General features: G+C 54.3%; 20 protein-coding genes. 1 reads left to right on the plus strand and 19 read right to left on the minus strand.

Going from position 1 to position 24,913, the window contains the following annotated elements; all coding sequences use genetic code 11:
• Nucleotides 1-448: 448 nt before the first annotated feature.
• From H9X86_RS01590 to rplM, 15 genes are all read right to left on the minus strand, one after another.
• On the minus strand, nt 449-7,543 hold the full coding sequence (locus H9X86_RS01590) for a helicase-like domain-containing protein (protein ID WP_430736084.1): 7,095 nt from the start codon (nt 7,541-7,543) through the stop codon (nt 449-451).
• Nucleotides 7,544-7,557: 14 nt separating this feature from the next.
• Nucleotides 7,558-7,872 carry a hypothetical protein gene (locus tag H9X86_RS01605; RefSeq protein WP_204899841.1) on the minus strand — a complete coding sequence of 105 codons (315 nt, stop codon included), beginning with the start codon at nt 7,870-7,872 and terminating at the stop codon, nt 7,558-7,560.
• A gap of 12 nt (nt 7,873-7,884) precedes the next feature.
• The gene (locus H9X86_RS01610; RefSeq protein WP_204899842.1) at nt 7,885-8,430 is read right to left on the minus strand and encodes a hypothetical protein; all 546 of its coding nucleotides are present in this window, start codon (nt 8,428-8,430) and stop codon (nt 7,885-7,887) included.
• Complete coding sequence (locus H9X86_RS01615) at nt 8,427-8,738, minus strand: hypothetical protein (protein ID WP_204899843.1); 312 nt, start codon at nt 8,736-8,738, stop codon at nt 8,427-8,429. Before H9X86_RS01615 ends, H9X86_RS01610 begins: the two co-directional genes overlap by 4 nt.
• A complete protein-coding gene (locus H9X86_RS01620) occupies nt 8,735-9,685 on the minus strand; it encodes a hypothetical protein (protein ID WP_204899844.1) in 951 nt (316 codons plus the stop codon). Before H9X86_RS01620 ends, H9X86_RS01615 begins: the two co-directional genes overlap by 4 nt.
• Nucleotides 9,685-10,329 carry a DUF7007 domain-containing protein gene (locus H9X86_RS01625; RefSeq protein ID WP_204899845.1) on the minus strand — a complete coding sequence of 215 codons (645 nt, stop codon included), beginning with the start codon at nt 10,327-10,329 and terminating at the stop codon, nt 9,685-9,687. Before H9X86_RS01625 ends, H9X86_RS01620 begins: the two co-directional genes overlap by 1 nt.
• Nucleotides 10,330-10,332: 3 nt before the next feature.
• Entirely contained in the window at nt 10,333-10,959 is a 627-nt protein-coding gene (locus tag H9X86_RS01630) for a hypothetical protein (protein ID WP_204899846.1), read from the minus strand.
• Nucleotides 10,956-11,192: a hypothetical protein gene (locus H9X86_RS01635; RefSeq protein ID WP_204899847.1), complete on the minus strand. Its 237-nt coding sequence runs from the start codon at nt 11,190-11,192 to the stop codon at nt 10,956-10,958. The genes H9X86_RS01630 and H9X86_RS01635 overlap by 4 nt, the downstream gene beginning before the upstream one ends.
• Complete coding sequence (locus H9X86_RS01640; protein ID WP_204899848.1) at nt 11,185-11,427, minus strand: hypothetical protein; 243 nt, start codon at nt 11,425-11,427, stop codon at nt 11,185-11,187. The genes H9X86_RS01635 and H9X86_RS01640 overlap by 8 nt, the downstream gene beginning before the upstream one ends.
• A 195-nt stretch (nt 11,428-11,622) precedes the next feature.
• On the minus strand, nt 11,623-15,852 hold the full coding sequence (locus H9X86_RS01645) for a SpaA isopeptide-forming pilin-related protein (RefSeq protein ID WP_204899849.1): 4,230 nt from the start codon (nt 15,850-15,852) through the stop codon (nt 11,623-11,625).
• Nucleotides 15,853-16,118: 266 nt separating this feature from the next.
• Nucleotides 16,119-17,090 carry a ParB/RepB/Spo0J family partition protein gene (locus H9X86_RS01650; protein ID WP_204899850.1) on the minus strand — a complete coding sequence of 324 codons (972 nt, stop codon included), beginning with the start codon at nt 17,088-17,090 and terminating at the stop codon, nt 16,119-16,121.
• Nucleotides 17,044-17,892, minus strand: a complete 849-nt coding sequence (locus H9X86_RS01655; protein WP_204899851.1) for a ParA family protein — start codon at nt 17,890-17,892, stop codon at nt 17,044-17,046. Before H9X86_RS01655 ends, H9X86_RS01650 begins: the two co-directional genes overlap by 47 nt.
• 141 nt (nt 17,893-18,033) lie before the next feature.
• A complete protein-coding gene (locus H9X86_RS01660; protein WP_204899852.1) occupies nt 18,034-18,198 on the minus strand; it encodes a hypothetical protein in 165 nt (54 codons plus the stop codon).
• 429 nt (nt 18,199-18,627) lie between these two features.
• The gene (gene rpsI / locus H9X86_RS01665; RefSeq protein WP_204899853.1) at nt 18,628-19,032 is read right to left on the minus strand and encodes a 30S ribosomal protein S9; all 405 of its coding nucleotides are present in this window, start codon (nt 19,030-19,032) and stop codon (nt 18,628-18,630) included.
• Between the two features lie 14 nt (nt 19,033-19,046).
• Nucleotides 19,047-19,478 carry a 50S ribosomal protein L13 gene (rplM, locus tag H9X86_RS01670; protein WP_204899854.1) on the minus strand — a complete coding sequence of 144 codons (432 nt, stop codon included), beginning with the start codon at nt 19,476-19,478 and terminating at the stop codon, nt 19,047-19,049.
• Nucleotides 19,479-19,695: 217 nt separating this feature from the next.
• On the opposite strand from rplM, the gene H9X86_RS01675 reads away from it, so the two are divergent.
• A complete protein-coding gene (locus H9X86_RS01675) occupies nt 19,696-20,454 on the plus strand; it encodes a tRNA 2-thiocytidine biosynthesis TtcA family protein (protein ID WP_204899855.1) in 759 nt (252 codons plus the stop codon).
• 36 nt (nt 20,455-20,490) lie between these two features.
• On the opposite strand, the gene H9X86_RS01680 is transcribed toward H9X86_RS01675, so the two are convergent.
• The 4 genes from H9X86_RS01680 to H9X86_RS01695 form a co-directional block, all read right to left on the minus strand.
• Nucleotides 20,491-22,812: a YfhO family protein gene (locus H9X86_RS01680; RefSeq protein ID WP_204899856.1), complete on the minus strand. Its 2,322-nt coding sequence runs from the start codon at nt 22,810-22,812 to the stop codon at nt 20,491-20,493.
• Nucleotides 22,813-22,901: 89 nt separating this feature from the next.
• Entirely contained in the window at nt 22,902-23,270 is a 369-nt protein-coding gene (locus tag H9X86_RS01685) for a hypothetical protein (protein ID WP_204899857.1), read from the minus strand.
• A gap of 14 nt (nt 23,271-23,284) precedes the next feature.
• Complete coding sequence (locus H9X86_RS01690) at nt 23,285-23,803, minus strand: TPM domain-containing protein (RefSeq protein WP_204899858.1); 519 nt, start codon at nt 23,801-23,803, stop codon at nt 23,285-23,287.
• Nucleotides 23,804-23,821: 18 nt separating this feature from the next.
• The coding region (locus H9X86_RS01695; RefSeq protein WP_204899859.1) for a toxic anion resistance protein at nt 23,822-24,913 on the minus strand (1,092 nt) is incomplete at its 5' end.

The raw sequence follows: 24,913 nt of genomic DNA on the forward strand, positions 1-24,913 counted from the left end.
GAACCACAGTTTCTGCATGATTCCGTGTGGACATTTCATTCCACAGGGCACGTGCGGAAAAACCAGCCGCACGCGCTTTTTCCAATTTTCACCCTTTCGGATGCCGTCTACTCTTACGATGCTGCATAGCTTTCACTAACGGATAGCCATAGGTTTCGGAAGCCCGCACCATTATTCTCCATGCCCCTTTGCAGGGGTTTAGGTTTTCAGGTTACGACTTCACCACGCTTTGTACCCTGCACATTTACAGATGCGCAGCGCACAGTGGAGTATTAGCTCTCGTACTGCCTGCGGTTTGACAGACCGCTATGGGATTGCTCCTTTCCGGCATTGGTTCTGTACGGCAGAGGAATTTCACCCCTGATTTCGAGATTCAAGTTCTCTGTGATATTTTCTTATTGTTAAGTGCAATCACATGGCGCTGTTCGTCCTTGCTGTCAACAAGGGCTTATGCGCAACGTTTCGCACGGTTCTTAAAATAGTGGCTCTCATCAATGAAGATGCGGTCAACGCCCAGTTCCTCGAATGTCACAACATCATCTTTGCGGCTCTGGTCGTTGAGTTTTGCCAGCTTCGCCTCCAGAGATTTGCGGGTACGCTCCATCTGTTTGATGGTGTAACGCTCCGCCTTCTGCGACTTGGCCTCCTCGATGCCGAACAGAATCTCGTCGATCTGCTGCTGGAGAATGGTCTGCTGGCGCTCGGCACTCATAGGGATTTTTTCAAACTGCGAGTGGCCGATAATGATGGCGTCATAATCTCCGGTGGAAATACGGCTGCAAAACTTTTTCCTGTTCTGCTTCTCAAAATCTTTCTTTGTGGCAACTAAGATGTTTGCGCTGGGATAAAGCTGCAAAAACTCAGCCGCCCACTGCTCGGTGATGTGGTTGGGAACCACGATCAGCGACTTGGTGCAAAGCCCCAGCCGCTTCATCTCCATCGCTGCCGCCACCATCTCATAGGTTTTGCCTGCCCCCACCTCATGGGCAAGCAAGGTGTTTCCGCCGTACAAAACGTGCGCAATGGCGTTGACTTGGTGGGGGCGCAGGGAGATTTCGGGATTCATTCCCTCAAAGTGAATATGCCGTCCGTCATACTCACGGGGGCGGATACTGTTAAAGGTTTCGTTGTAGATGCGGCACAGCCGTTCTCTGCGGTCAATATCCCGCCATATCCACTCGGAGAATTTCTGTTTGATGAGTTCCTGTCTGTCCTGGGCAATGGCGGTTTCCTTTTTGTTGAGAACGGCTTTTTTATTGCCGTTTTCATCCTCGATATAATCGAACACCCGCACATCCTTTTGGTTCAAGGTCTGTTCCAGAATGTGATAGGCGCTCATGCGCTTGGTGCCATAGGTGGTGACTGCCTTTACATTGCCCCTGTCCGCATTTTTCTCGGTGATGGCCCACTGGCCGGTAGCTTCAGAACGCAGGATTTTGATGCGGTTACGGACGTAATATGCGGGGGTAAGCAATTCCGCCATGAACTGCTGGTAGATGTCGATAGGCACCCAGTTTGCACCGATGCGGACGCCGATTTCCCCAGCGCCCAGATCTGCGGGCTGCACTGCTTCCAGCGCCTCCACCTGTCTGCGGGCCGCTTCCTTCTGGCTGTCCGGGGCTGTTTCCCAAAAGGCTTTTGCCATCCGCAATTTCCGGCGCACATTCCCTGAAAGGTACTCGTCCGCCGTCACAAGGGAAAAGGCTTGCAGGCTCAGGGAATTTCCCCGCAGTTCATCCGGGCTTTCCGGGCCTTCAATATTGCGGAAGATCACGCCGGCAAGTTCGCTCTCCAGCTCCTCCGGGGATTTGCCGGACAACTCGGCCATATAGTCCATATCCACACAGGCTTTTTCAGAAATAGATACCGCCAATGCTTCACTGGCAGTATCCACGCTGGTGACAGCCACATGAGGACGGATGGTGCGCTTGGAGAACATATCGGCTTTTCTTTTTAGGTTGCCTTGCTCGTCCAGCACCTCCAGCGAACACAAGAGGCAGTAGCTGGAGTCCTCGGCAAATGCCAGTTTGTTGCCCCGGCTGCTGATAAGCCCATATTTGGCCGTAAAGCGGTCATAGAGGGCGTTCAGCTTTTTCTGCTCTGCCTGAATGTCCTCGTCCGGGTATCCTTCGGTCTGATACTCAATCAACCTGCGGACACATTCCCGCAGCTCGATCATGCCACGGATACGGTTTTCCGCCGTAACAGAAACCTCCATCAGGTGCATGAGGCTGTTTTCCCGGTAGTACACCTGACCGTCCACAATCGTATAGCTGAAATTCCGAACGGTAGGGTCTGCGGGGATGGAGCGATCTTCTTCGTCCGGTTCCTCCAGTTCATAGGGCTTGATCTCGGCCTGAAGGAACTGGATGGCCTGGGCAAGCTGCTCCGACAGGTCAGCACCTTCGCGGGCTTTGCAGGCGCTGTCCATTCCGAATCGCGTGGATTCCATCACCATATCGCCCAGAATCATTTCCGGGTGCTGCACAAAGTAGCGGTTCATGCGGATGCCGTTTTCATCCGTGTCCAGCTGCACCCAATCCTGCTCTAGATCGGTGACGTGATCTCTTTTTTGCAGAAAAAGAATATCGCTGGTGACTTCCGTTCCGGCATTCTGCTTGAATGTGTTGTCGGGTAAACGAATGGCTCCGATCAGGTCGGCGCGCTGGGCGAGATAGCGGCGGACAGCCGAGTTTTCTTTGTCCATCGTGCCTTTGGACGTGATGAACGCGACAATGCCGCCGGGTCTTACTTTGTCCAGGGCTTTCCCAAAGAAATAATCGTGGATTAACCAATGGTGCTTGTCATACCGCCTGTCCACCACCTTGAAATCTCCAAAAGGGACGTTGCCGATGGCCACATCGAAAAAGCTGTCTGGCATCTGCACCGTTTCAAATCCATTGACGGAAATGCTGGCATTTTGATAGAGCTGCTGGGCAATCCTGCCACTGATGCTGTCAATCTCCACGCCATAGGCTTTGCTGCCTGCCATATCAGCCGGAAGCAGACCGATAAAATTGCCGGTGCCGCAGGCCGGTTCCAAGATGTTGCCTTGCTGGAAACCCATCTGCGCCAGCGCCTTGTAAATCCCCCGAATGACGATGGGTGGCGTGTAGAATGCGGTGAGGGAACTGGCTCTGGCCGCTGCATATTCGTCCTCATCCAACAAGGACTTGAGTTCCGCATATTTGCTGTGCGTTTCCTCAAAGCATTGCGGCAGCCCACCCCATCCCACATAGCGGGAAAGGATTTCCTGTTCCTCCGGTGTGGCAAGGCGTTCTTCCGCTTCGATCTGTTTCAAGCAGCGGATGGCTCTGACATTGGCGGCAAACTTTTCCCCCGGTGTGCCGCGGCCCAAAGCATCGTCCGTGATGTGGAAATCGTGGTGCTGTTCTCGTGGTATTTCCGGGTGCAGGGGCGCAAAGGTGACGCGCTCACGGCGAACCCGTTTCGGAGCCAGCGGAGCCGCTTCTTCTTTTTGGGGCTGTGACAGCGCCGGGCCACCTGTCATCTGGCTTTCATAGCGGTCAATGTCCTGCTCGGTGAGCCATTCCGGTTTTTCCGACAAAGCATCGTACAGTTCCCGCATCTTGGCAATCTGCGCTTCTGCGCTGCCTGCCCACAGGTGTTTTTCTGCACGTCCGCCAGCGCCCAGATAATAGTCGCAATCCGCTTTCAGACGGCTCAACAGGCGGTAATCGTCCTGAGATACCCCGATGGATTCCAGCTCATCTTCCGACACAGCAGTGAGGTCGTCAAAGTCAAGGTCTGCCAACTCGTTTTGGATCAGCCCCTCCAGACTACTATACTGCCTGCGCTCTAAAAACTGTCCGTCCAGATACCGCTCCACACGATTATTCACCAGATCCACGTTCACCTGGATGGGGATTTCTTCGTCTGTAACTGTAGTATAGGCAAGTTCCACTTTTTCCAGATTGCTGAAATCAGCATAGCCGTCATATTTCTCTTGGCAAAATTGGTCGATCAGTTCTTTCGCCTGTTCCAAAAGGGCCTGTTCCTGGGTGAGAGGCTGGGGCAGCTCGTCGATCTGCTCCATGCAGAGCGCAACATCTGCCGCGATTTCTTCCTCCGGGTCTGCATGGTCGAGAAAAGATTGCAGCAGCGCACGGATTTCCTGCCGCTGGGCTGCGTTGTGAAGCTGCTGGGCAATGTTCTCCACCGCCTGAGCATCATCCGCGCCATAGCCCATGCGGGTGCTATCAAATTCTCCCATGAGGCGCAGCACTTGGGCGGCCAATGCAGGGTAGAGGTCGGCTGTTTCTTCTTTTTGCGGTGGTTCCTCTCTGGGCGGCACCGAGAATACAGGTGCATTTTGTGTTGCAGAAACTGTCATCTCCGACGTGTCGGCCACCTGATGAATCCTGTCCCGAACCTCCTGGGGCATTTCCTCATCGTAGATCTGCACTGTGCGATCCGGCGCAATGTGGGCAACCGTGCGATAATCCCCGTCTACTTCTTCCAGCCGGTTCCAAACGGTCAGCCCATTTCCCAGATGCCCGAATCCTAAATCGTAGGCTTTCTGCGGTGCCTGCACGGCCTGCGGCGTCACCGGCTCCTTTTTCTCGGCAAACAAGGTAAAAGTGCCTTGCCGGTATGCGGTCAGATTCTCAAATGCCCGTTGCCGCAAATCGTACATCCGGTCATCCTGCGGCGTAGCCTCCCAGACAGGAAGCATCATCTGATAGATTTCTTCCACACGGGCCGGGTCGTCCAGCTGAGGCTCCATGAGCTTTACCGCATCCCAATAATCAAAGCCATACGGGTAAGGGTGGGGCTGCTCCTGGGGAACATTCTCAAAGAAGGCTCGGATGTTTTGTGCGAGCTGGTGCTTTTCGTATTGAGGCATGGCGGCCCGGTCATCATCACTCAGGAACCGGCCTTGGGCGATCATGGCGCTGACGCGCTTCTCCACCGCATTCCATTTCAGTTCCACTTTGGCATAGGGTTCTGTAATGCTGCCGTGACTGAAATGGACACCCTTGCTGAGCTGATAGGTCACATCATCGTTTCCACCGCTGTGTCCGCTGTATTCTCCGTGGTAATGCTTTAAGAAATCCTCTCGTTCTTTTCGGTCAGAGTGGTTGCGATAAAAGGAGTACACCGCCAGCCGGTAGTCCGTGCTGCGCTTTCCACCGCGCAGGAGATTGTCGATCTCGTCGCCGGAGATAAAGAAACGCCGCTGGGGATCATATCCCTCGGCGGCGGTAAAGTGCAGCGGCTCCCGTTGTAAATCAGCAAGCTGCTCCCGAAGTTTCAGCGGACGATAAAAACGATACCGCAAAATATCAGGATTATCTTCGTATGCGTCTGCAAAGGATTCGTACTCGGAGAGAATTGTTTGCAGACCATCCTCCTGACGCAGCAGTTCCGCAGTTTTCTCCATTGCTTCCGGGAATCCACTTGGCCTGTCATAAATAGTGTGCAGCGAAGGGAAAAATTGTTTTTCTTCATCTTCGATGTCACGGAACATCAAAAGCAGCCGGTCAGCAAGCTGGTGAACTTCATAGTCATCCACCCGGTCAAGTTCGCTCTGCGGCATATACCGGCCCAAATCCAGCAGTTCTCGGATTCGCTTGGCTGCCTGTTCCCAGGTTATCAGCGTGGCCGCTGTGCGCTGTGCGGTTTCGCCCTCTGCCACATGGATACCTTCGGCATTGTACCAGATCGAATATTTCCGGTTGTCCAAATAAAAGCCCGCGCCATTTTCTCCATAGTGTTCCGTCAGGAATCGGATGTTGTCCTCCACCGACTTGTCCTTCTTGAAATAGGCGCAGATGATGAGGCGGCTGTTCTGGTCATTTGCCCCGATGCACAGTGCTTCGTCGATGACCTGTTGGGAAAGTTCCGGGCGCGGAAAGAGGGAACGCTGCGGTTCGCCTTCGGACGGAGCGGAATTGGCAAAAGAGGAGAAATCAAAAAGGGACATCTGCTGGCTCTCCGGGGTGGGAAGCTGGCGGATGTCCGTCTGAATGAAATATTCCTTTTTGCCAATGAGCTGTGCTGTCCATTCGGCCACCAAATCCCATGAGAATACCGATTCTTTTGTGCGGGAAAGGTAGGAACCCTCCCACATGAGAAGTCCATCTTCCTGCGGCTTATAGCCCAGGCGCTGACCGTCTGCGATAATTTCGGTGTATCTATCCGGATAGGCGGATTTGAGATACTCCGCCCGTTCCTGCTGGTCGGTGTGAACGGAGAAGAACAGCTCGATCTGCTGCTTTTTGTATTTGAGGTCGTCATCCTTGTTGGCGATGACGGCCATGATCTGCTTTTCATCGAGAAAAGCGGGCAGCTCCTGGCTGTCCGCTTGCTCCGTGTCGGTTAGCTGTAAATCAGCTCCGTGAGGATCGTTTCCTCCGCTGCGTTCCGAAGGTTGTTCATGAGCTGTACCCATCTCATCGGATCGCGGGCTTTCAGTTCCTCCGTCACGCCCTCGGTTTTGGCCATCTGCGCCACCATCTGATCCAGCCGGGAGAGTGCTGTCTGCTCGATCTCTGCCAGATGGCTGTTCAGCTTCCCGCTGGTCAACAGATTGGTGTAAGTGATCCTGCGGTTCTCCTTCAAGAACCTCTGGCGCAGTAATGCGTATTTCCCAAGAGCTACTTCCGGCTCCTGCGGGGGCAGAAGGTTCGGCAGATTGTAGCTGCCCTGTCTGCTGTATGTGATCTCGGCCATATTCCATGCTCCTTTCCGGTTGTTTGGTTTTCTGTTCAGTTACAGGATACTGGTTTTCCTGCGTGGTTTCAAAGGTGCGATTTTCTTTTTGGGGATGTCTTTGCAGGGTAAGGGTGGTGCGGGCAATCTCCGAAAGGCACATCTGAGAGATGTCGCCAGTGGCCACACCCAGAGCGTTCAATGTTTCGGGGGTATTGAAGTTCAGCACATCCCGAAAATCGTCATCTTCAAAGTATTCGGACGGATCAAGGCCGCAGCGCACCGCCAGCATATACCCGATGCTGTTTTGCAGGGTTCTACGGTATATTACCTCCAGATTCAGCTCGTCCAGTTCCTCCAGAAAACTGCCCTCTGTGAAATTTTTCAGTTCCGCCAGATAATCGGGCATATTGTCCTCTACCGCATTCTTGGCCACCGAGAGAAGCGCCGCGCCCAGATCGTCCTTCTGCTCCAGTTCTCCGAAGCTGTTTTCCATTGCCTCGATGATGTCCGGCGCGTATTCCGGGCGCACCGTCCACAGTGGGACAGGACGGGCAAACCGGCCTGCATGGGTATCGGAAACATCAAAGTAATATTTCAACCGCTGTTTTCCGCCCTGAGCGTCGTCAAATACCGCAATGCCGTTTGCGCCCCGGTTCACCCAGCGTCCGAACTTCTTATTCCATCGCTCGATTTCCAGGACGGCGGTAGCATCCGGGCGCTGGGCGTAGACGAGCAGTTGTTCATCAAAGGGCAGCCGATAGTTGCGGCAAGCCGAGGAAAGAAAATACTGCCACTCTGCCGGAGCTGTTATTTGCCGCTGTGTTTCATGGTACAGTTCCGTCAGGGCTTTATATCGTATCGCCATCCGGCACACCTCCTTTATTCGTTATTCTTTCTGTACAGCTGCAAATCTGCGTGATAGCTCTTATCTGCCGTATGATGGCCAGAGAGCGACAGAAGAAGCAGCCAGATCGTGTCTGCGGCCTCATTGGGGTACATCCGAAGATCCACACACTCTTTATGGTAGCTGTCCGTAAAAGAGCGTCCATGCGCCATAAAGTGCCGGATCAGCCGCTGCGCCATCTCCCGATGTTCTTCATAAGGGTCGCTTTCCGCGTGTTCATGCAGAATGGTGAGCAGGAGATCGAACCAGCTTGTATGTGTTTCCAGCTTTACTGGTGGTAGATATGCCATTGTGTGTTCACCTTACCTTTCGATTGCGGCGGTCTGCCGCTGCCGGGAAATTGGAAACCCGTAGACTTTGGCGATGTCGTCGCCCAGCCTACGGGTCACTCTCGTTATATCAGCGCGGGTCGCTGTGCCGCGATACAGTTTTTCTTTCAGAAGTTCAATTTGGGAATCTCGCACACCATCCTTATAAACTCGATAGAGATAATGGTTGGTGCCATCATGGTGGATGGCGTCGCACCGCAGATCACCCAGGCGGTCTACATACCATGTGGAGTAGTCCGTATCTCCGTAAAGGCAGTCACGGATATTGCCGCTGGGAATCTCCTTGTATCCCATGCGGCGTCCGTTCCATAAGCCCAGATCACCGATTACCAAAATAGGCTGGGAAAGCTGCACATTGAGGTTCATGCGCTCATCATCTAGATAATGTCCGTTGATTTCATACATCAGAGAGATACGCTCATCCTCTGACAGCTCCGGGTATTCTGCTTCCAGATCACTGCGCCAATCCTCATAGTCCAGATCGTAGTTGCTCCAGATAATGTGTTTGTCATCACTCATCGGGCATCACCTCGACTTTTAGGGCGAATAAATTGCTCCACTCGCAAACATCTTCCCGATAAAGCATCCGTATTCAAATCAATGTCGGTGTTATCGTAATTTGTTCCATAAGTTTCATTTAACTTCTCGACAACATCATCCGGGATATAGCTGTCACCGTCCACTTCAACTCTTCCCTCAGAGAATGCCCTGGCGAGAATTTTTTGGCACTCTACATCGTTGCCCTGAACTATCTTATCCATCTCATAGGGCGTAAGCGCCATAGTTACTCCAATTCTTGCCCATACACGACACCTTTTAGAGTTCATCGTGCGTCACCTCGCTCCCTGTGCTTGGGTTTGAGCGGCTGGCCCTGCTCATCGTAGTTTTTGGGGTCGGCGGCGGGCGTCTGCCAGCCAAACATAGAGCCTGCCAGCATTGCGGCCTCCTGCGCTTTGGTAACTCCAGAAGCATGGTTTGCGATCTCCGCCACCTCCTGATTGGATTTCCCTTTAATTTGCATATCCGAGAGCAAATATCCTTTTTCGCCCCGTGTGATGATAATCAGCTCTCCGCTGGAAGGAAGAATACTCAAACAGTTGGGCGGTAGAGAAGAACGCAGAGGAATGACACTTCCGTGGGTTTTCTCCAGACGTTCCGCAAACTCGCAGATGTGATAGAGGGCGCTGGAATATCCGCCGCTGGTTTCAAAATGAGTTTCGTCGATAAAACGGCAGATGCGGTCACGGGTTTCTCCGCCGCCGGTAAAAATGCGGATGCTATCGCCGTCCGGGATGCGGAAAATCTCCTTGTAACCGGGGGTAATAAAACGGATGCCCTGCTTGGCCTTTTCCATGTGCTGTTCTAAAAATCGTCCCACATAGGCATAGAGGTAGAAATTGTAGTCCCCATAGTTGGGATTGCACCGCAGCATATAGGTGTGCTGGTCGGTTTTCAGCTTGAAGCCGTACTCGGTGCAGTAGTTGCCCGTCATTTCAGCTTCCGGGTGCTGCCGACAATAGCGGGTCATGCTGTCCTGACTGAAAAGCAGCCCGTCCTTCTCCCGCAGGCTGTTGACTACTGCATCAAACTCCGACTTGAACTCATCGGTTTTATACTCTCCACGGTGGTCAAACCATGAGGTGAAAAACTCTTGACCAGCGCCAAAATCACCGCGCAGGTGGCCGATACATCCAGTTTGGGCCTCGATCTGGCTGCTCTGGCTGTAAGAGTACATCTGTTCCTGCGGGGTCATGCTGATGATTTCCAGTTCCATTATCGTTCACGCTCCTTCTTTTTTCGCTGGATAGAAGGCTGACCTTTTCCTTTCAAGTCCTGTTCCCGCGCCTGCCAGTATGCGGGATGATAGGTCTGTAAGCTGCGGTTGATGACCGTTTCGTATTCGCCGGGGCGGAAATATCGGTTGACGGGAGCCTGATACAGCTTTTTGTCCATCAGTTCCCGCAGGGCTACCGGCTCGTCACAGTCCTCCTCGTAGCAGAGCCACGCTCCTTCCACAAAGCCACACTCCTGCGCTTCCTTTCGGAACTCCTTTTTCACCAGCTCCTGACGCACCATAACGCCGCCATGTCCCGCTGTGCTGACGGAATACGCGCCAGGGCAGAGGGTTTCACAGGTCTGGATTTCTCCCCAAGGGGAATCATCAGGCGCTTCATACACATGGGTATTCTGCCGTTGTTCCTCCAGACATTGAATTTCCTCTTGCGCCCGTGCAACTAAATCTTTCTGTGCGTCAAACAGAGTGCTGAAATAGTGCCCCCAATAGTAATCCGTCTGATCTTTGCATTTCCAGGTAACAAACTGCTGGGGAGCTGTTGAATGAACTCCCAGAACAAATTCACTATCACCTACATGACAGGAATCCGTGATGACATATCCTTGATTGATGCGTACATCCATCGTTCATCGTGCCTCCTTCTCTCCTTTGTACGGTTCTTTTTTCGCCCGTTCCTGCTGAACAGTCAGCAGTCCGTGCTTTGCCCATCCGGGCAGTTTCTCCGGCTCCATAGTGCCGAGAATGTCCATACGCTCATACCGGCTCTCTTTCCCGGTATAGAGGTCGATACAAAAACAGGCCGAGCCACGGCTATGGGGAGAAGCCCCAAAGCCGCCTGTGCAGAGCTTTAACTGACAAGTGGCCCTGCGGTATTCCCGGCGCAGCACTTCCGGCTTGATGACAACAATTTTGTTGTTCAAGTCATCCTCATAGGACACCACGGTACAATCGCTGGCTGTGATCGGGCGGTCATCAATGCCCTGTATCTTCGGCTTGTTCATCGCCACACGGGTTTTCTCGGCCTGTTCAGCGATACGCTCACCGAACAACTTTACGATTTCCGCATAGTTGTCGCTGCACATGACTTCGTTGTACGCCGCAAACAGCTCATTCTGCTGGCAGAAGGCACACATATATTTCTCAGCGCTTTCATCCTGGGGCTTTTCTCCCAGAACGATTTCCCGGTCACCGATGTGGATGGCCTGGATGATCTCATAGTCGCCAGCCATACGCTTGTGTGTTTCATCTTTCATGCTTTCACCTCATTTCGCAAAAACGCTTTGATCTCCTCGATGGATGCAAAATCCTTCTCAACGCCGGTCAGGTATCGCACGGAATCCTGCCATTGAGAGAGTGGGCATTTGTTTTCCTCCATTCTGCAAAGGTCTAAGAGGGCGGCTCTCCGCAGGATCGGAGAAAGATTCAGGTCTGAAATAAAACATCCCCGCCGCGCGGCAAGGATGTCCAGTAGATGCGGTTCACTCATAGCAACACCTGCCTTCCTCGGCTTCCTTCAAAAGTGCCTCTACCAGCTTGCCGCTGCGGATTTTGTTCCGATCCGCCAGCACTTTGTTCTGAACGCAAAGCACCGCTCGGATATTGGGGACGGTAATACCGGGAATCTCCACCATTTCCTCCGGGGTGATCGTAAGAAGCTGCACCGGCGAATAGCCCGCCTGGGCAAAGATACGGAATAACCGTTGTTCAAATCGTTCCCTCATCAAAACCACGCTCCTTTCGTCTTTTTGGGGATATGTAAAGGGGCGGCCCCGCAAAGCCGCCCCGCTGGATTACTTCTTCCGGCTTTTGACCTTGAGATAGATCAGCCCGCCGAGAATAAAAAGCACCAATCCTACTGCGATGATCGTTTTCCATTCCATAGTCAATTCCTCCTGTCACAAATCTTGACCGCTGTATTATTCAGCGGATTCTTCGTCCTTTCGGCGCTTGCTCACATAGGCCGCGATACCCAGAATAGCAGCTCCCGCAGCGGACACGCCCATCAGAGTCACCCACAGCCACGGCTTGCTCTCATCCCCGGTTTTCGGCGTATCGCGCAGTTCGTTGTGCATCTGTGCCACGGTGGTCTTATCCGCAAAGATCGTCACCGTCTTATCGGCAGGCAGCACATAGTTGGCGCTGGCATTGTCAGATACCTCCGATACGGTATAATCACCCACGCGCAGGCCGGTGATCTCGATCTTGCCGGTGCTGTCGGTCTTGAAGGTCTGGTCGTAACCATTGGCACCCGTCACGCGGAAGGAGAACCCTTCCACCTTGCCGTCGCTGGATGTCTTTTCAATCCGCAGGGAGCCGGTCTGTGCCGCATTGACAAAGCCCTTTCCGGCTTCATTCTCTACCTCGTAGATTTTGCCGTTCTCGGTAATCTCCACATAGTAGGCAGTTTCATCCAGCAGATAACCCTCCGGCGCTTTGGTTTCTTTCACGAACACGCCGCCGTAGAGGATATGGGACATTTCATAGATGCCGGTGCTGGTTTCCTCCAGCTTGCCCAGCAGCTCATCGCCCTCGTCCAGCTCTTTGTTGCCGTTGGTATCACGGTACACCTCAAACTCGGCCCCGGTCAGTTTGTTGTCCGGGTAATCCTTATCCACTTTGGTAAGGCGCAGGTCGCCGTAGATGCGCTCATTGGCAAGAGAGATTTCCACAACCTGACCATCTTCGTTCACCGTGACGGGGATAACCTCATCGGAGAGGATAAATCCTGTTGGGCTTTCCAGCTCTTTCAGCACCCAATTTCCATACGGCACATTGGAGAAGGAGAAGCTGCCGTCATCCGCAGAGGTGGCGGTGGCAAGGGCATTTTCTGCGGTGAACTCGGTTTCCTCAGACTTGAACAAGCCAATCACAGCCCCACCCAGGCCAGCGCCGTTCTCGTCTGTTTTGAGGCCGTGGATTTCACCACGGATCAGCTCGTTGGTGATGGCCTCGCCATTGTTTGCGGCGATCTCCACCACGGCAACGGATGGGCCACCGTATTCAAAGGTGAACGGGAAGGTTTCGCCATTCAGCAGATAATGGCTGTCCGTGGACAGTTCTTTCAGATAGAAGCTGCCGAAGGGCAGGTCAGTGGTACAAGCGGCCTGACCGTTCTCAGCCACCGAAACGATCTCCAGAAGCCCGTCTGCCGGAATCACAGAACCGTCCGCTGCGGGAATATCCTGCTGTGCATACAGGCCAAAGGTGACGGCGGAAATCTCGCCATTCATACCGATGCCGAAGGCTTCATCCTGCTCCAGCAGCTTATTCAAAGTGACCTGTACTTTCTGGCGCTGGTTGTAGAAGCTGGTCGAAGTTTCGGTGATCTCCACCTCCTGGCCTGCATACACCAGCTCCACATGGGTGACATTCTCGCCGGTATCCACCATGCCGTGGGGGAACTCGATTTCCTTCACCTGGAACTTGCCCAGATAGAGAGGCTGGCTCTGCGCTGTGCCATCCTCGCCGGTGGTAATGGTGTCCACCACCTCGCCCGCAGAATAACGCAGCGTACCATCCAGCGTATAAATGTCCTCCAGCGCCGTGATTTCAAACACCGCACCAGACAGGCCGGTTACGTCATACACCGGCTGATATACCCCGTTGGATTCCGTGACGGTGGAGAACACCTCGCCGGTTTTGCTGACTTTGATGACGCCTTTCTGCGCCATATTGGGTTTGGTGACTTCAATGACCGTCACACCGCCTTCCTCGCTGGAAGCGTCCTCGGTCACATCAAAATATACTGGTGTGCTGTCCAGCACATAGCCATAGGGAGCCTGCACCTCTACCAGAGAGTAGCCGGAGCCATACTCCAGCTTTTCAGGTGTTACCAGGTAGCCCTCGGAATTGGTGTAGAACGTATCAATCGTGGTTGGGGTCGGATAGGTGAAGGTCATTTCCACCTTGCTTCCATCCGGGCGGAAAATCTGGAATCCAGCTCCCGCATAGGGAATGGTAACGCCGGTTTCCGCATCCACCTTGACTACCTTGATATAGCTCTCAAATGCAGCGTTGTTGATGAGGTAGCGGTAGGTCTGACCGTCCTGGGCAATATACACTTCAAAATCATCCATCAGCTCGCGGCCTTCCCAGCCTTTCGTCTGGTGGACGATATAGGTGCCATAGGGCAGCTTCTTGGACTGTGCAAAGCCATTTTCGTCACAGGTGAGAACATCACGCTCGGATTCCTTTGCAGCGTCGTAGCTGCCTGCCGCTTTGAGATAAAGCTGGAACTCCGCGCCGACTTCCGGGGTTTCGATCTGGGTTTCTCCGTCGTCGGTATGCTTGATAATGGCGATGTCGCCTTTGATAACCTGTTCGGTCACATCATTGGCGGTATCATTCAGCTCGATCTCATACAGTTCCGGCTCTGCACCTACCTTGTGAATGGTGGAATCCAGCAGATACCCCTCGCTGGGGTTGATTTCACGAATCGTCCAGTCGGAATCACAGATATAATAATCCGTGGTGAACTGACCGTTCTCATCGGTGGTATAGCTGTCGATAAGGGTGTCGCCCTTATAAAGCCCATAGGTGGCTCCGGCAAGAGAACCGTCGCCCTGGGGCGCGCCGGTTTCCACATCGCTCTTAGTTACTGTGACACGGAACTTTTTCAGCACATTGTTCACGCTCTTGTTTGTGACTTCGTTCCAGGCAATCGTGGCACTCTGAGCCTCCGGCACCACATAGCGGATCGGCGTATCAACCTCCTCTAGCACGAAGTCGGAGCCGATGAGGACGTTTTCAAACCTTGCCACACCGCTGGAGTCGGTCACAGCGTATTCATCCACCGGCAGGCCGGAAAGAGAAGTTCCATAGAGATGGAAGGTCATTCCCTCCACCAAACCGTCCTCGCTGGTCTTTGTGACCTCCAGACTGCCGCGCTTCAGCACGTTGTTAAAGTTCACGGTGGCCGTCTGGCCGCTGACGATGGTCACGCGCTGAGTAGCCTGGGGTTCGTATTTGTCGATGGCCTGCTCGGTGACGGTATAAACACCGGGATTGAGGTCGGTGATGTCGATTTCGCCCGCCGAATTGGTGGTCTTGGTGGCGCTGTATCCCTCGCCGGTGATCGTGAAGGAGATGCCCTCTACCTTGCCGTCCTCGGATGTCTTAATCAGCTTCATGTTGCCGGTTTTGACCTCCAGATTGAGATAGCCCACCATCTGGTCGGAAACGGTAGCTCCATAGGTGGCGAAGTCCTGCGTACCACCACCAGTTACGCCGTCCGTCCAAACCACAACGCCGCTGCGCTGGGCGGTGATTTTCTCCGCTTTCACCGTCACGGAGCCTTTGATGGCCTGATTGGATGTGATGGTAAGCTGGTTGCCGTCCACCGAAAAGTTCAGGCCAGTGGTGCTGCTGGTAAAGGTGTAATCGCCCAGCACATTGTTGGTATCCGTCAGGGTGACGGAATACTTCTCGCCATCCCATTTCAGCTCATACGCTCCGGCATCCGGGGAGCCGCTGAAAAAGCTGGGCAGCATGGTGTGGCGCTTCACGGCGCTCTCAATAGCAGAATACTGACTGAAAATCTGGCTGCGCAGGGGATGACTGCTGCTGATATATTCCGCCACGTTGTTTTTTCCCTGAGCATTGGCATCCACATGGTTAAATTGGCTGTCACGTTCACCGACAACCGTTTCCCAAACCAGAAGCTGGGTGGCGATATAGCCCGCCATCTGGTTTGCATGGTCGGGGTTCGTGCTTGTCCAGCCGGTATTGGCGTTGCCCTGCCAGCCGTAGGTCATGATCCGCCCGATATATTCCTTGATGGTGCTGGGCGGAATGGTGGGGTTCAGATGGGACGGATAGTTGTCCCAAAAATCCTCGCCCCGGCCTGTGTACTGATCGCCGGTTTTTACCCCGATACCAGGCTCGATGCAATAGATGGCCTTGCCGTTGTAAGCGTCCTGTGTATGGACAGAAAAACTGTCATTGGCCTGTGCAGACCAGCCGCCCAGAAAGCTCATGTCAGAGTGGCCCCATCCGGCTTTGTTGGGATCGCTGGCACGGGGAATATCCACCATATAGGTGGTCATGGTTTCACCTGCGGCAAAGGCCGTGACGCCCGTTCCGGCGAACACTCCAAAACACATCAGGAACGCCAGGAACAGGGACAAAGGCTTTTTCAATGCTTTCATCTTGTTACCTCCTGAAAATTGGCCGAAAAAAAGCACACCATGTTCGATGTGCTTCCCGGCTGATATTTGGTTGATGACTGTCTAAAAAGAGAGCTGCCCGCAGAAGTTCCACGCTCGGCTCAACCTGCTTCGCTTTTCAAAAACACCGCCCCCATATCTTCTTTTTTGGGTTGTTTAGGTTGTTTGTGGGGGGTGAGGTGTGGAGAGGGGGGACGGAAAAAGCCGCCGTTTTCTGCAAATGGGTACACTGCTCCCTTGTGAGTGGATTATCGTTCTAAACTGCGCTGACGCTTGCGATAAAGTTCCAATGCCTGAACGATGGTATCCTCGATCTTCTGCGCGGGCGTCCCCGGCGGAAAATACTTGCTGATCCGATCTTTCGGAATTTTGATTTGTTCTTTTTGATTTGGCTTTTCCTCCTTCATAATGGCGACAAGAGCATCTTTTGCAAGCCGCTCATTGCCAGTCTTGGCTTCAGACATCTGACGCATTTTGATTGTCTGAGCATGGGACGGGGTACAGTCCATTTCCTCCATGATAGCAAACAGATCTGCCTGTTCTTCTTTTCGCAGGTAAGACAGTTCCACCGCAGGCCGCATGGCAACTTGCAGCACTTCCGGCTCTCGCAGAACAGAATTGTCCACCAGTTCCAGAATATCCGGGATAAGCTGGGTAAGGCGGATATATCTACGAATTTGGTCTTTGCTTTCGCCTACCTGTTCAGCCAATAAATCTCTGGATTTTACTCCCTTTAACTTGTGCGCCAGTGGCTCACAAGTTAAATCTGTCCGTTGTCCCTGCCGCTTCATTGCATCCAGCTTCATTTTGTAAGCGAACGCTTTTTCTGAGGGCAAAATCTGCTCTCGTTGCAGGTTGGAATCCACCATGATGATCGTGGCTTCATCGTCGGTGAGGTTTCGCACAATGCAGGGAATTTCCGGGAGCTGTGCCAGTTCCGCCGCCATTTTTCTGCGGTGTCCGGCTACCATTTCATAGCCGCCGCCCTGCTTGGGGCGCACCAGCGCAGGAACCAACACGCCGTACTGCTTGACGCTCTCCGCCAGTTCCTGCATGGCCGTGTCCATTCGTACCTTGAACGGGTGATTCGGAAAATCGCTGATCTCCGAGGGGTCCAGGTTGACGACTTTCTCCAATCTGTCCTCTGCGCGGCTTTCCTCGGTGGAAAAGAGGTCATCGACTGAGGGCAGATTGAAGTTTAGCGCGTTGTTTTTCGCCATCCGCCTGCACCTCCTTTGAAAATTCCGCATAAGCCTGAGCTACCTTGCTGCCGTTGTCATAGGCATAGATACTCTGGCCAGCGGCGCTGATTTCTGCGGCTTTGATGGCAACGGGAATCTCGGAACGATAGATTTTCAAGACGCTCCCATAGCTCTGCCGCAAGGTTTCGGCTGTCTGCTTGGCAAGATTGGTGCGCCCATCCACAAGGGTCAGCAGCACACCGTCCACTTTGAGAGCCGGGTTGATCTGCCGCTTGACCTTGCTGATGGTTCGCATCAGCTGGGTCATGCCTTTGGCTGGGAGATAGTGGGCCTGTACCGGGATAATCACGCTGTCTGCCGCTGCCAATGCGTTAATGGTAATCATGCCGAGGGACGGCATACAGTCGATCAGAACCGTGTCATAGTTCTTCTTGACTTCATTGACATAGGTGCGCAGGGTGAACTCCCGGCTCATGGCATTTACCAAAGTCATTTCCATCGCTGACAGTTCGATGTTGGCAGGCATAAGGTCTACGCCTTCTTTGTGGTGCAGGATGCCCTCATCCACAGAAAACGGCTCGTCGCGGATCACCTTCTCCATGATGGTGGCAAGGGTGATCTGCAAGCTATCCTGATCCTGCCATCCCAGGCAAGTGGTGAGGTCGCCCTGGGGGTCTGCATCAATGAGCAGAACCTTTTGCCCCAGGCGGGCTAAACCAATGCCCAGATTCACCGTTGTGGTGGTTTTGCCTGTTCCGCCTTTCTGATTGGCCAATGCGATAACACGGCCTTCCTTCGGGCGGCTTCTCTGTTCCGGCATTTTCATGTCCTCCTTCTTGATAGATTTAGCTGCCCGCCCACCGACAGACAGCTATGTACGCGGTAAAATGGACATGAAAAAAAGCCGTCTACTCTATGAAAGAATAAACGGCTTGATTTAAGTCGGCACAATATGTAGTTTTCAAATTTTCTTGACAGGGGCGCACATGACTTTGAGCAGTAGATCGTCTACGCAGCCGGTGTCACGGTTTTCCCGCAGCAGGGTATTCCGCAGACGATTCAGGCTTTGGATGACGATGCTGTTTTCATCAGGGGTAAGGATGATCTTATATTTTTGTTTCCTCATAGCGCAGTCCTCCTTTTCACCTTCATTGTATCTGGAGCAATCGCTGAAGTGCAAATGTGCCAGCTTCACGCCATGCTGGGACAAGGTAGAAAAGATAAACAGGGCTTCGTTTGGTCAAATCCGGTCAAATCAAGACAGCCCTGATAAAGGCATTGCGCTGAATAAAAATGCAAGAGGTCGCTGCTCTCACAAGGAAAACACCTATGCGAAAAATGGCTCAATTCTCGCCGTCGGTTATCCTATTTTTTAATCATAAGGGGGGTCAAAACCCCCGGTTATCCTATTTTTAATCAAGAAAAACGGGGTCAAAGCACTTCAAACCCTGCCAAAAACGGACAAAGGGCAACAGAAGATTTGAAACAGAAAAACCCCGAAAAACCGCAGTTTTTCGGGGTTTTTGAGCCTCTTTGAACCAGTTTGAAGTGCTGATTAGCGCTTGCTGAACTGAGGAGCGCGACGAGCAGCCTTGAGGCCGTACTTCTTACGCTCCTTCATACGAGGATCGCGGGTCAGGAAGCCGGCAGCCTTCAGGGCAGCACGGAACTCGGGATCCATCTCCAGCAGGGCACGGGCGATGCCGTGGCGCAGAGCGCCAGCCTGGCCGGTAACACCGCCGCCGGTGACGGTAGCGGTCACGTCCACCTTGCCGATGACGCCGGTGGTGTTCAGGGGCTGACGAACCACCATCTTCAGGGTCTCCAGGCCGAAGTACTCCTCGATATCACGGCCGTTGATGGTGATGGAGCCGGTGCCGTTGGGGAACAGGTGCACACGGGCCACGGAGGACTTCCGACGGCCGGTGCCATAGTGATAGGGCTTCTTGCTCTTATACATGGTCGGTTACCTCCTTATTCTACGGTCCAAGCCTGGGGCTTCTGAGCCTCGTGCTTGTGAGCGTCGCCACGATAGATCTTCAGGCGGCTCAGAGAGTCCTTGGTGATGATGTTGCGGGGCAACATACCACGCACAGCCACACGCATGGCCAGCTCGGGCTTCTCCTGCATCAGGATGCGGTACTTGGTCTCCTTCAGACCGCCCACATAGCCGGAGTGGGTGCGGTAGAACTTCTGCTCACCCTTCTTGCCGGTGAGAACGGCCTTGTCAGCGTTGATGATGACAACGAAATCACCGCAATCAGCGTGGGGGGTGTACTCGGGCTTGTGCTTACCACGCAGCAGGGTAGCGGCGGCGGCAGCGGTCTTGCCCAGAGGCTTGCCGGCAGCATCGATCACGTACCAGTTGCGCTCGATGTTACCCTTGTTTGCCATAAAGGTAGACATATCGGTTTCCTCCATTTATCTTGATTTATATCATAAAAACACGGGGTTTCCTTCCTTTACAAGAAGGCGCAGGATGTATTATAATACGGGGGTTGCCGGGTGTCAACACAAAATGAAAGTTTTTTTGAAGTCTACTTTATATACTGCGATATTCTGCGGAATGCTCTTGAATACTCGCGTATTCTCGTTTTGGTTTTGCGATTTGGAGGTTGAAGAAATGCAGCTGATTTTGTCCCATTTGCGCCGTTGTATTGAAGATTATGATATGATTCAGCCGGGAGACCGCATTGCTGTGGGGGTTTCCGGGGGAAAAGACTCCTTGGTACTGCTCACGGCTATGGCCCGACTGCAAAAGTTCTACCCTGTGCCCTTTGAACTCCACGCTCTGACGGTACACCCCGGGGTGCCTGAGATGGACTTTGGCCTCGTAGCGAAGCTGTGTGAGGAGCTGGGAGTGCCTTACCACATTGTGAACACCCAGATCTTTGATATCATTTTCAATGTGCGTCGTGAGAAAAATCCCTGTTCCATGTGTGCCAAAATGCGCCGGGGTGCCATCCACAATGCCATGGCGGAGCTGGGGCTGAACAAGATTGCCTTGGGCCACCACTATGACGATGCGGTGGAGACCTTTTTCCTCTCCCTCTTTTATGAGGGACGTCTGTCCTGCTTCCAGCCGGTGACCTACCTGGATCGCATGGGTATCACCCAGATCCGCCCACTGCTCTACTGTGGGGAAGGCATGGTACGAGGAGCTGCCCAGCGGCACAACCTGCCCATTGTCCATAACCCTTGTCCTGCGGATGGAAACACCCGCCGTCAGGAGGTGAAGGAGCTGGTGGCGGAGTTGTCCAAAACCTATCCCAATCTGAAAAACTATGTATTTGGGGCCATGCAGCGTTTGCCCCTGCCGGAGTGGGGGCCCAGGGAGTATCGCCGCCGCCCCTTGGCCGAGCAGCCTGCAAAAGAGAATTGAAAAATGCCGTGGTGTCCCTGGGCACCACGGCATTTTTTAGACTTTCTTACGGTTCAGAAGCATCCAGACAAGTCCCGCAAGCACCGTGACTCCGCCCAGCATGAGCCCCGGGATGAGTCCTGGGGGTGTGTAGCGGAAGGTGACTTGGTGGGTACCGGAGGGAAGCTCCAGGGCCAGGAACGTGTCCCAGCACACCTGTGTAGCCACCTTTTGACCATCCACATAGGCTGTCCATCCATCCTCGGCGGGAATGGTGGTGACCAGGGTGGAAGGGGTATCTGCGGTGGCCTGGAGGGAGACCTGGGAGTTGGTTACCTTCTCCATCTGGGTATTGTGCAGCTGGGAAAGGGTCTCACTCAGGAAGGATTGATCCATCTGCTGCACCAGGCTGTTCCAGTCCAGAGTGGTCAGAACTCCGGTGTATGCCACCGTCACTGCCAGCGTCTCTCCCACGGCGGGACAACCCAGGTAGTGGATGCGCCGTTCCTCGTAGGGGGTGAGGGAGCACCGATAGGCGCCGTCCACAGATAGTGAGGTAAACTGGGCTTGAGCCAGATATGCGTAGACAGGCTGTCCTGTGCCGTGGATGAGGAGCGTGACCTGCCCCTGCTCCTCCTGTACCTCCATGTCAACAGGGGAGAACACCTCCTGATGGGTGCCGATGAGCTGGCCCAGCAGCTGCTCCTGCACCTGGAAGGGGGTATCGCCCTGTGGAAGCTGGGGTGAGATGCTGCCCTGGGCCACATAGGCCAAAGGTAGAGCGTCAGGATTTTTCCACAGGGTCAGACTGCCGTTTTGCCCGGCAGCTTGGTAGCCGGGGAACTCCTGGTCACTGAGGACATAGCGGATGTTCAGCAGGCTGTCAGTGACGGGGGTAGACCCGTAGTAGACGCTCCACATCCAGCCCTGGGCGAAGCCCAGCTGCTTGAGAAAGGCGTTGACCTGCTTGTTGTAGATACTGCTGTAATGGGTGAGTCCGGGATAGCCGAAGGAGAGGGGGCTGTTGTCTCCTCGGTCGTAGGTGGCTCCCATGCGGTAAAAGTCCTGGTCTTGACTCTGGGCCTGATCCACCAGAGCCTCATTTTCCCGGTAATAGGAGACGTAGTCGGTGTAGGATTGACAGCCGAACACGTCCCGAATGTCGGTCATCGTGGCGTGTGTGTTGTATCCCAGCTCCAGGGCGGTGAGGCAGAGCACAGCCAAGGTGAGCGATGGAGCCAGTCTCCAGCTGGTGAGAGACTCCGGCAGAGCGGCCAGTGCCTGGCCTGCCAGAGTGAGTAGGAAGAATGAAACCACAAAGCTGTACCGGTATGGGAACCAGTTGGGCATCTGGAACAGGTGCCACACCTTGTCCAAAGGGGAGAGCCACAGAGATAGGATCAGCACGGCCAGCATGGCAAGGGAAGCCACTTTATTTCGACGAGTTATGGTGGGAAGGCAGAAAAAAACCAGTGCCAACAGGACTGCCAAAGTGCCGCAGAACAGATAGGGAAGGGTGGAATTGGTCAGTCCGGCGGATTGATTGGAGAGCAAACGGCCCGGCAGCTGCCATAGCGTGAAGTTGGTGAGGCTGGAGTAGTCCACAGTGGCATCCCCCAGCTTACCGCTGAAGATGGACAGCAGAGAGGGCAGCCACATCCAGGCGGTGACGCCCAAGGCTGCCAGGGCGGAGCCCACAAAGGCTCGGAGGTGGGAGAGAATAGCTGACCACGGGGCAGCCGCACACCACTCCCGGTATAGTAGCCACAGGCAGCAGAAGATGCCGATCATGTAGGAGATGTACCAGGTGGAGAGGAAACACACCACCAGACTGCAAAAAAATAGCCAGGGACGGCCTCCGGCCAAGATCCGCTCCAGGCCCAACAGGATGATGGGCAGCCAAATGAGTCCGTCCAGCCACATGATGCACAGGGAATAGGCGGCGGAATAGGAACACAGAGCGTAACAGGTGGAGAGAAGGGGGAGAAACAGGGCGCTGCACCGGAGGTAGGAGCGCAGGAAGATGCAGCAGGTCAGTCCCGCCAGTCCCACCTTCAGCACGGTGAGGAACATCAGCCCCACGGGCATGAACTCATTGGGCACCAGCAGGGTGAGCAGGGAGAGGGGGCTGGAGACGTAATAGGAGAACACGCCGATGTAGGAGGTGCCCATGGCCTTAGCCCAGGAGAAAAAGACGTCCCCGTGTTTCAGCGCACAGAAGAAGTCCACATACTGGGAGGACATATCTGAGATGAGAATGGTATTGTCTCCCCAGGGTGCCAAGCCCAAGCTGATATAGACCAGCAGAAGGGTTAGGGCGGGGACAAAAAAAGAGAGTGTGTACAGCAGAAGGGAAGGGTAGGTGCGGGCTTTCAACACGATCACCTCTTGTAGTGGGAATTTGATTGTTGTTTGAAAAGCAGCAAAAAAGGCTGCAAGAGATTTGGACTCTTGCAGCCTTGGATGAATCAGCGTCGTCCACCGCCCCGGCCACCGCCGAAGGAGCGACCGCCGCCACCGAAGGAACGTCCACCGCCAAAGGAACGACCGCCGCCGCCAAAGGAGCGGCCACCACCGAAGCTGCCGGGACGGCTGGGACGCCCGCCGCCGAAGCTGCCGCCGGGGCGGTGCCCACGGAAGGAGGTGGTGGGGCCACGCATGGGCCGTCCGCCCATGGGCGGGTGGTGGTGGGGATAGTGGGGACGGGGACCCCAGAAGCGGAAGGGACGGTACATGTAGTTGGGGCCATAGTAGCCGCCCTGGTACCGACGATACCGACTGCCCTCCATCAGGGCAAGCACTAGGATAACTAATAAAATAATGATAAGGATATCCATATAAACCTCCTGTTTTACCCCAGGTAGTGGGATTGGTACCACTGGGTCAGGGCATCTGTGAGGGAGAGCAGGGCCTGGCCATAGTTCCCCTGGGCAAAGGGTTGCTCCATATACTCCCAGGCGTAGGAGGCACAGTCGTCATCTGTGAAGAGATCCATCAGACCACTGCCCTGGATCAGCCAGTAGTTTTCTCCGGAGATATCCAGCACCACCACAAAGTCGTTGGCGCCCAGCCCCATTTTTTCTGCCTGAGTCATGGCATAGCTGCCCAGGTCGGATTTTCCGTAGTTGCAGGTGATGCAGCCGATCACCACCCCCATGGAACTGTCCAAATCTTGATTATTCTTCTGGAGCTGACGTACCGTGGAGGGGGAGAGAACGCCGGCCTGGTCGTCCACATACCAGGAGTTGCCCCCCGTTACAGGCTGGTGCACATTGCGGCCGGGGGCACGGGCCATGCCTATGCACACGGCGGCTATGATCATGACTACAGTGAACAGAACGGCCACGCCGGGGCGTTTTAGCACATTCATAGGTTTGACCTCCCAGGATCAGCCCCGCAGCTCCAGCAGCTTCTGCTTTAGCTCGCCCTCGATGCGAGCCAGTTCCACCTCGGCCTCCCGGCGCTTCTGTGCGCCCTGGGTCTGGATCTCCATGACCTCGTCCAGGGTGGAGATGAGCTGCTGGTTGGTGTGCTGCAAGGTCTCCAGATCCACAATGCCCCGCTCAGACTCCCGGGCGGCCTCCACGGTGCCCATGTGGAGCATGTCGGCATTTTTCTGCAACAGCTGATTGGTCATCTCGGACACAGCACTCTGGGCTGCGGCAGCCTGGCGGGAGTGCTCCAATCCCAGGGCCAGCACCATCTGGCTCTTCCACAGGGGAATGGTGTTGACCAGGGAGGACTGGATCTTTTCCAGCATCAGGGCGTCGTTGTTCTGAATGAGGCGGGTCTGGGGCCCCATCTGAATGGAGACCATGCGGGTCAACTCCAAATCGTGGAGCTTTTTCTCAAAGCGGTTGCACAGGTTGGCGTAGTCGTTGTACTGCTGTGCCGCCTCCTGGCTTCCGGTCTGGGTGGCGGTCTCCTGCAGTTGAGCCAGGGTTTCGCTTCGGGCCTTATCCAGGGCCTTCTTACCGGCCAGGATATACATGGTCAGCTCTTTATAATACTTGGTGTTGAGCTGATACATCTGATCCAGCATGGCGATATCCTTCATCAGGGTCAGCTGGTGATTTTCCAAAACTGCCACGATTTTATCCACATTGGCCTCAGCCTTGTCATAGCTGGCCTTCAAGGCCATGGCTTCCTTTTTCTTCTTCTGGAAGAAGCCGAAAATGCCGTTTTTTTCTTCCTCGCCGAAGGTCTTCAGCTCCACCACCAGGGAGGAGAGCGCTTCGCCCACCTGGCCCAAGTCCTTGGTACGCACGTTATTCAGGGCATTTTGGGAGAAGTCAGCGATATTCTTCTGGGCGGCTGCGCCATACTGGAGCACCATAGCGGTGTCGGTGAGGTCGATCTTCTGGGCAAAATCATCCACCATTTGCTGCTCTTGGGGGGAGAGCTGGATCTCGGTGAGCGCCTCGGCGGGTGCAGGTGCAGGAGCGGGCGCAGTGGGAGCGGGGGTTGGGGCGTCCAGGGT

Origin of the sequence: Pseudoflavonifractor capillosus, from assembly GCF_016902575.1 — a bacterium.
In the GTDB taxonomy this organism is placed as follows: Bacteria; Bacillota; Clostridia; order Oscillospirales; family Oscillospiraceae; genus Enterenecus; species Enterenecus capillosus_A.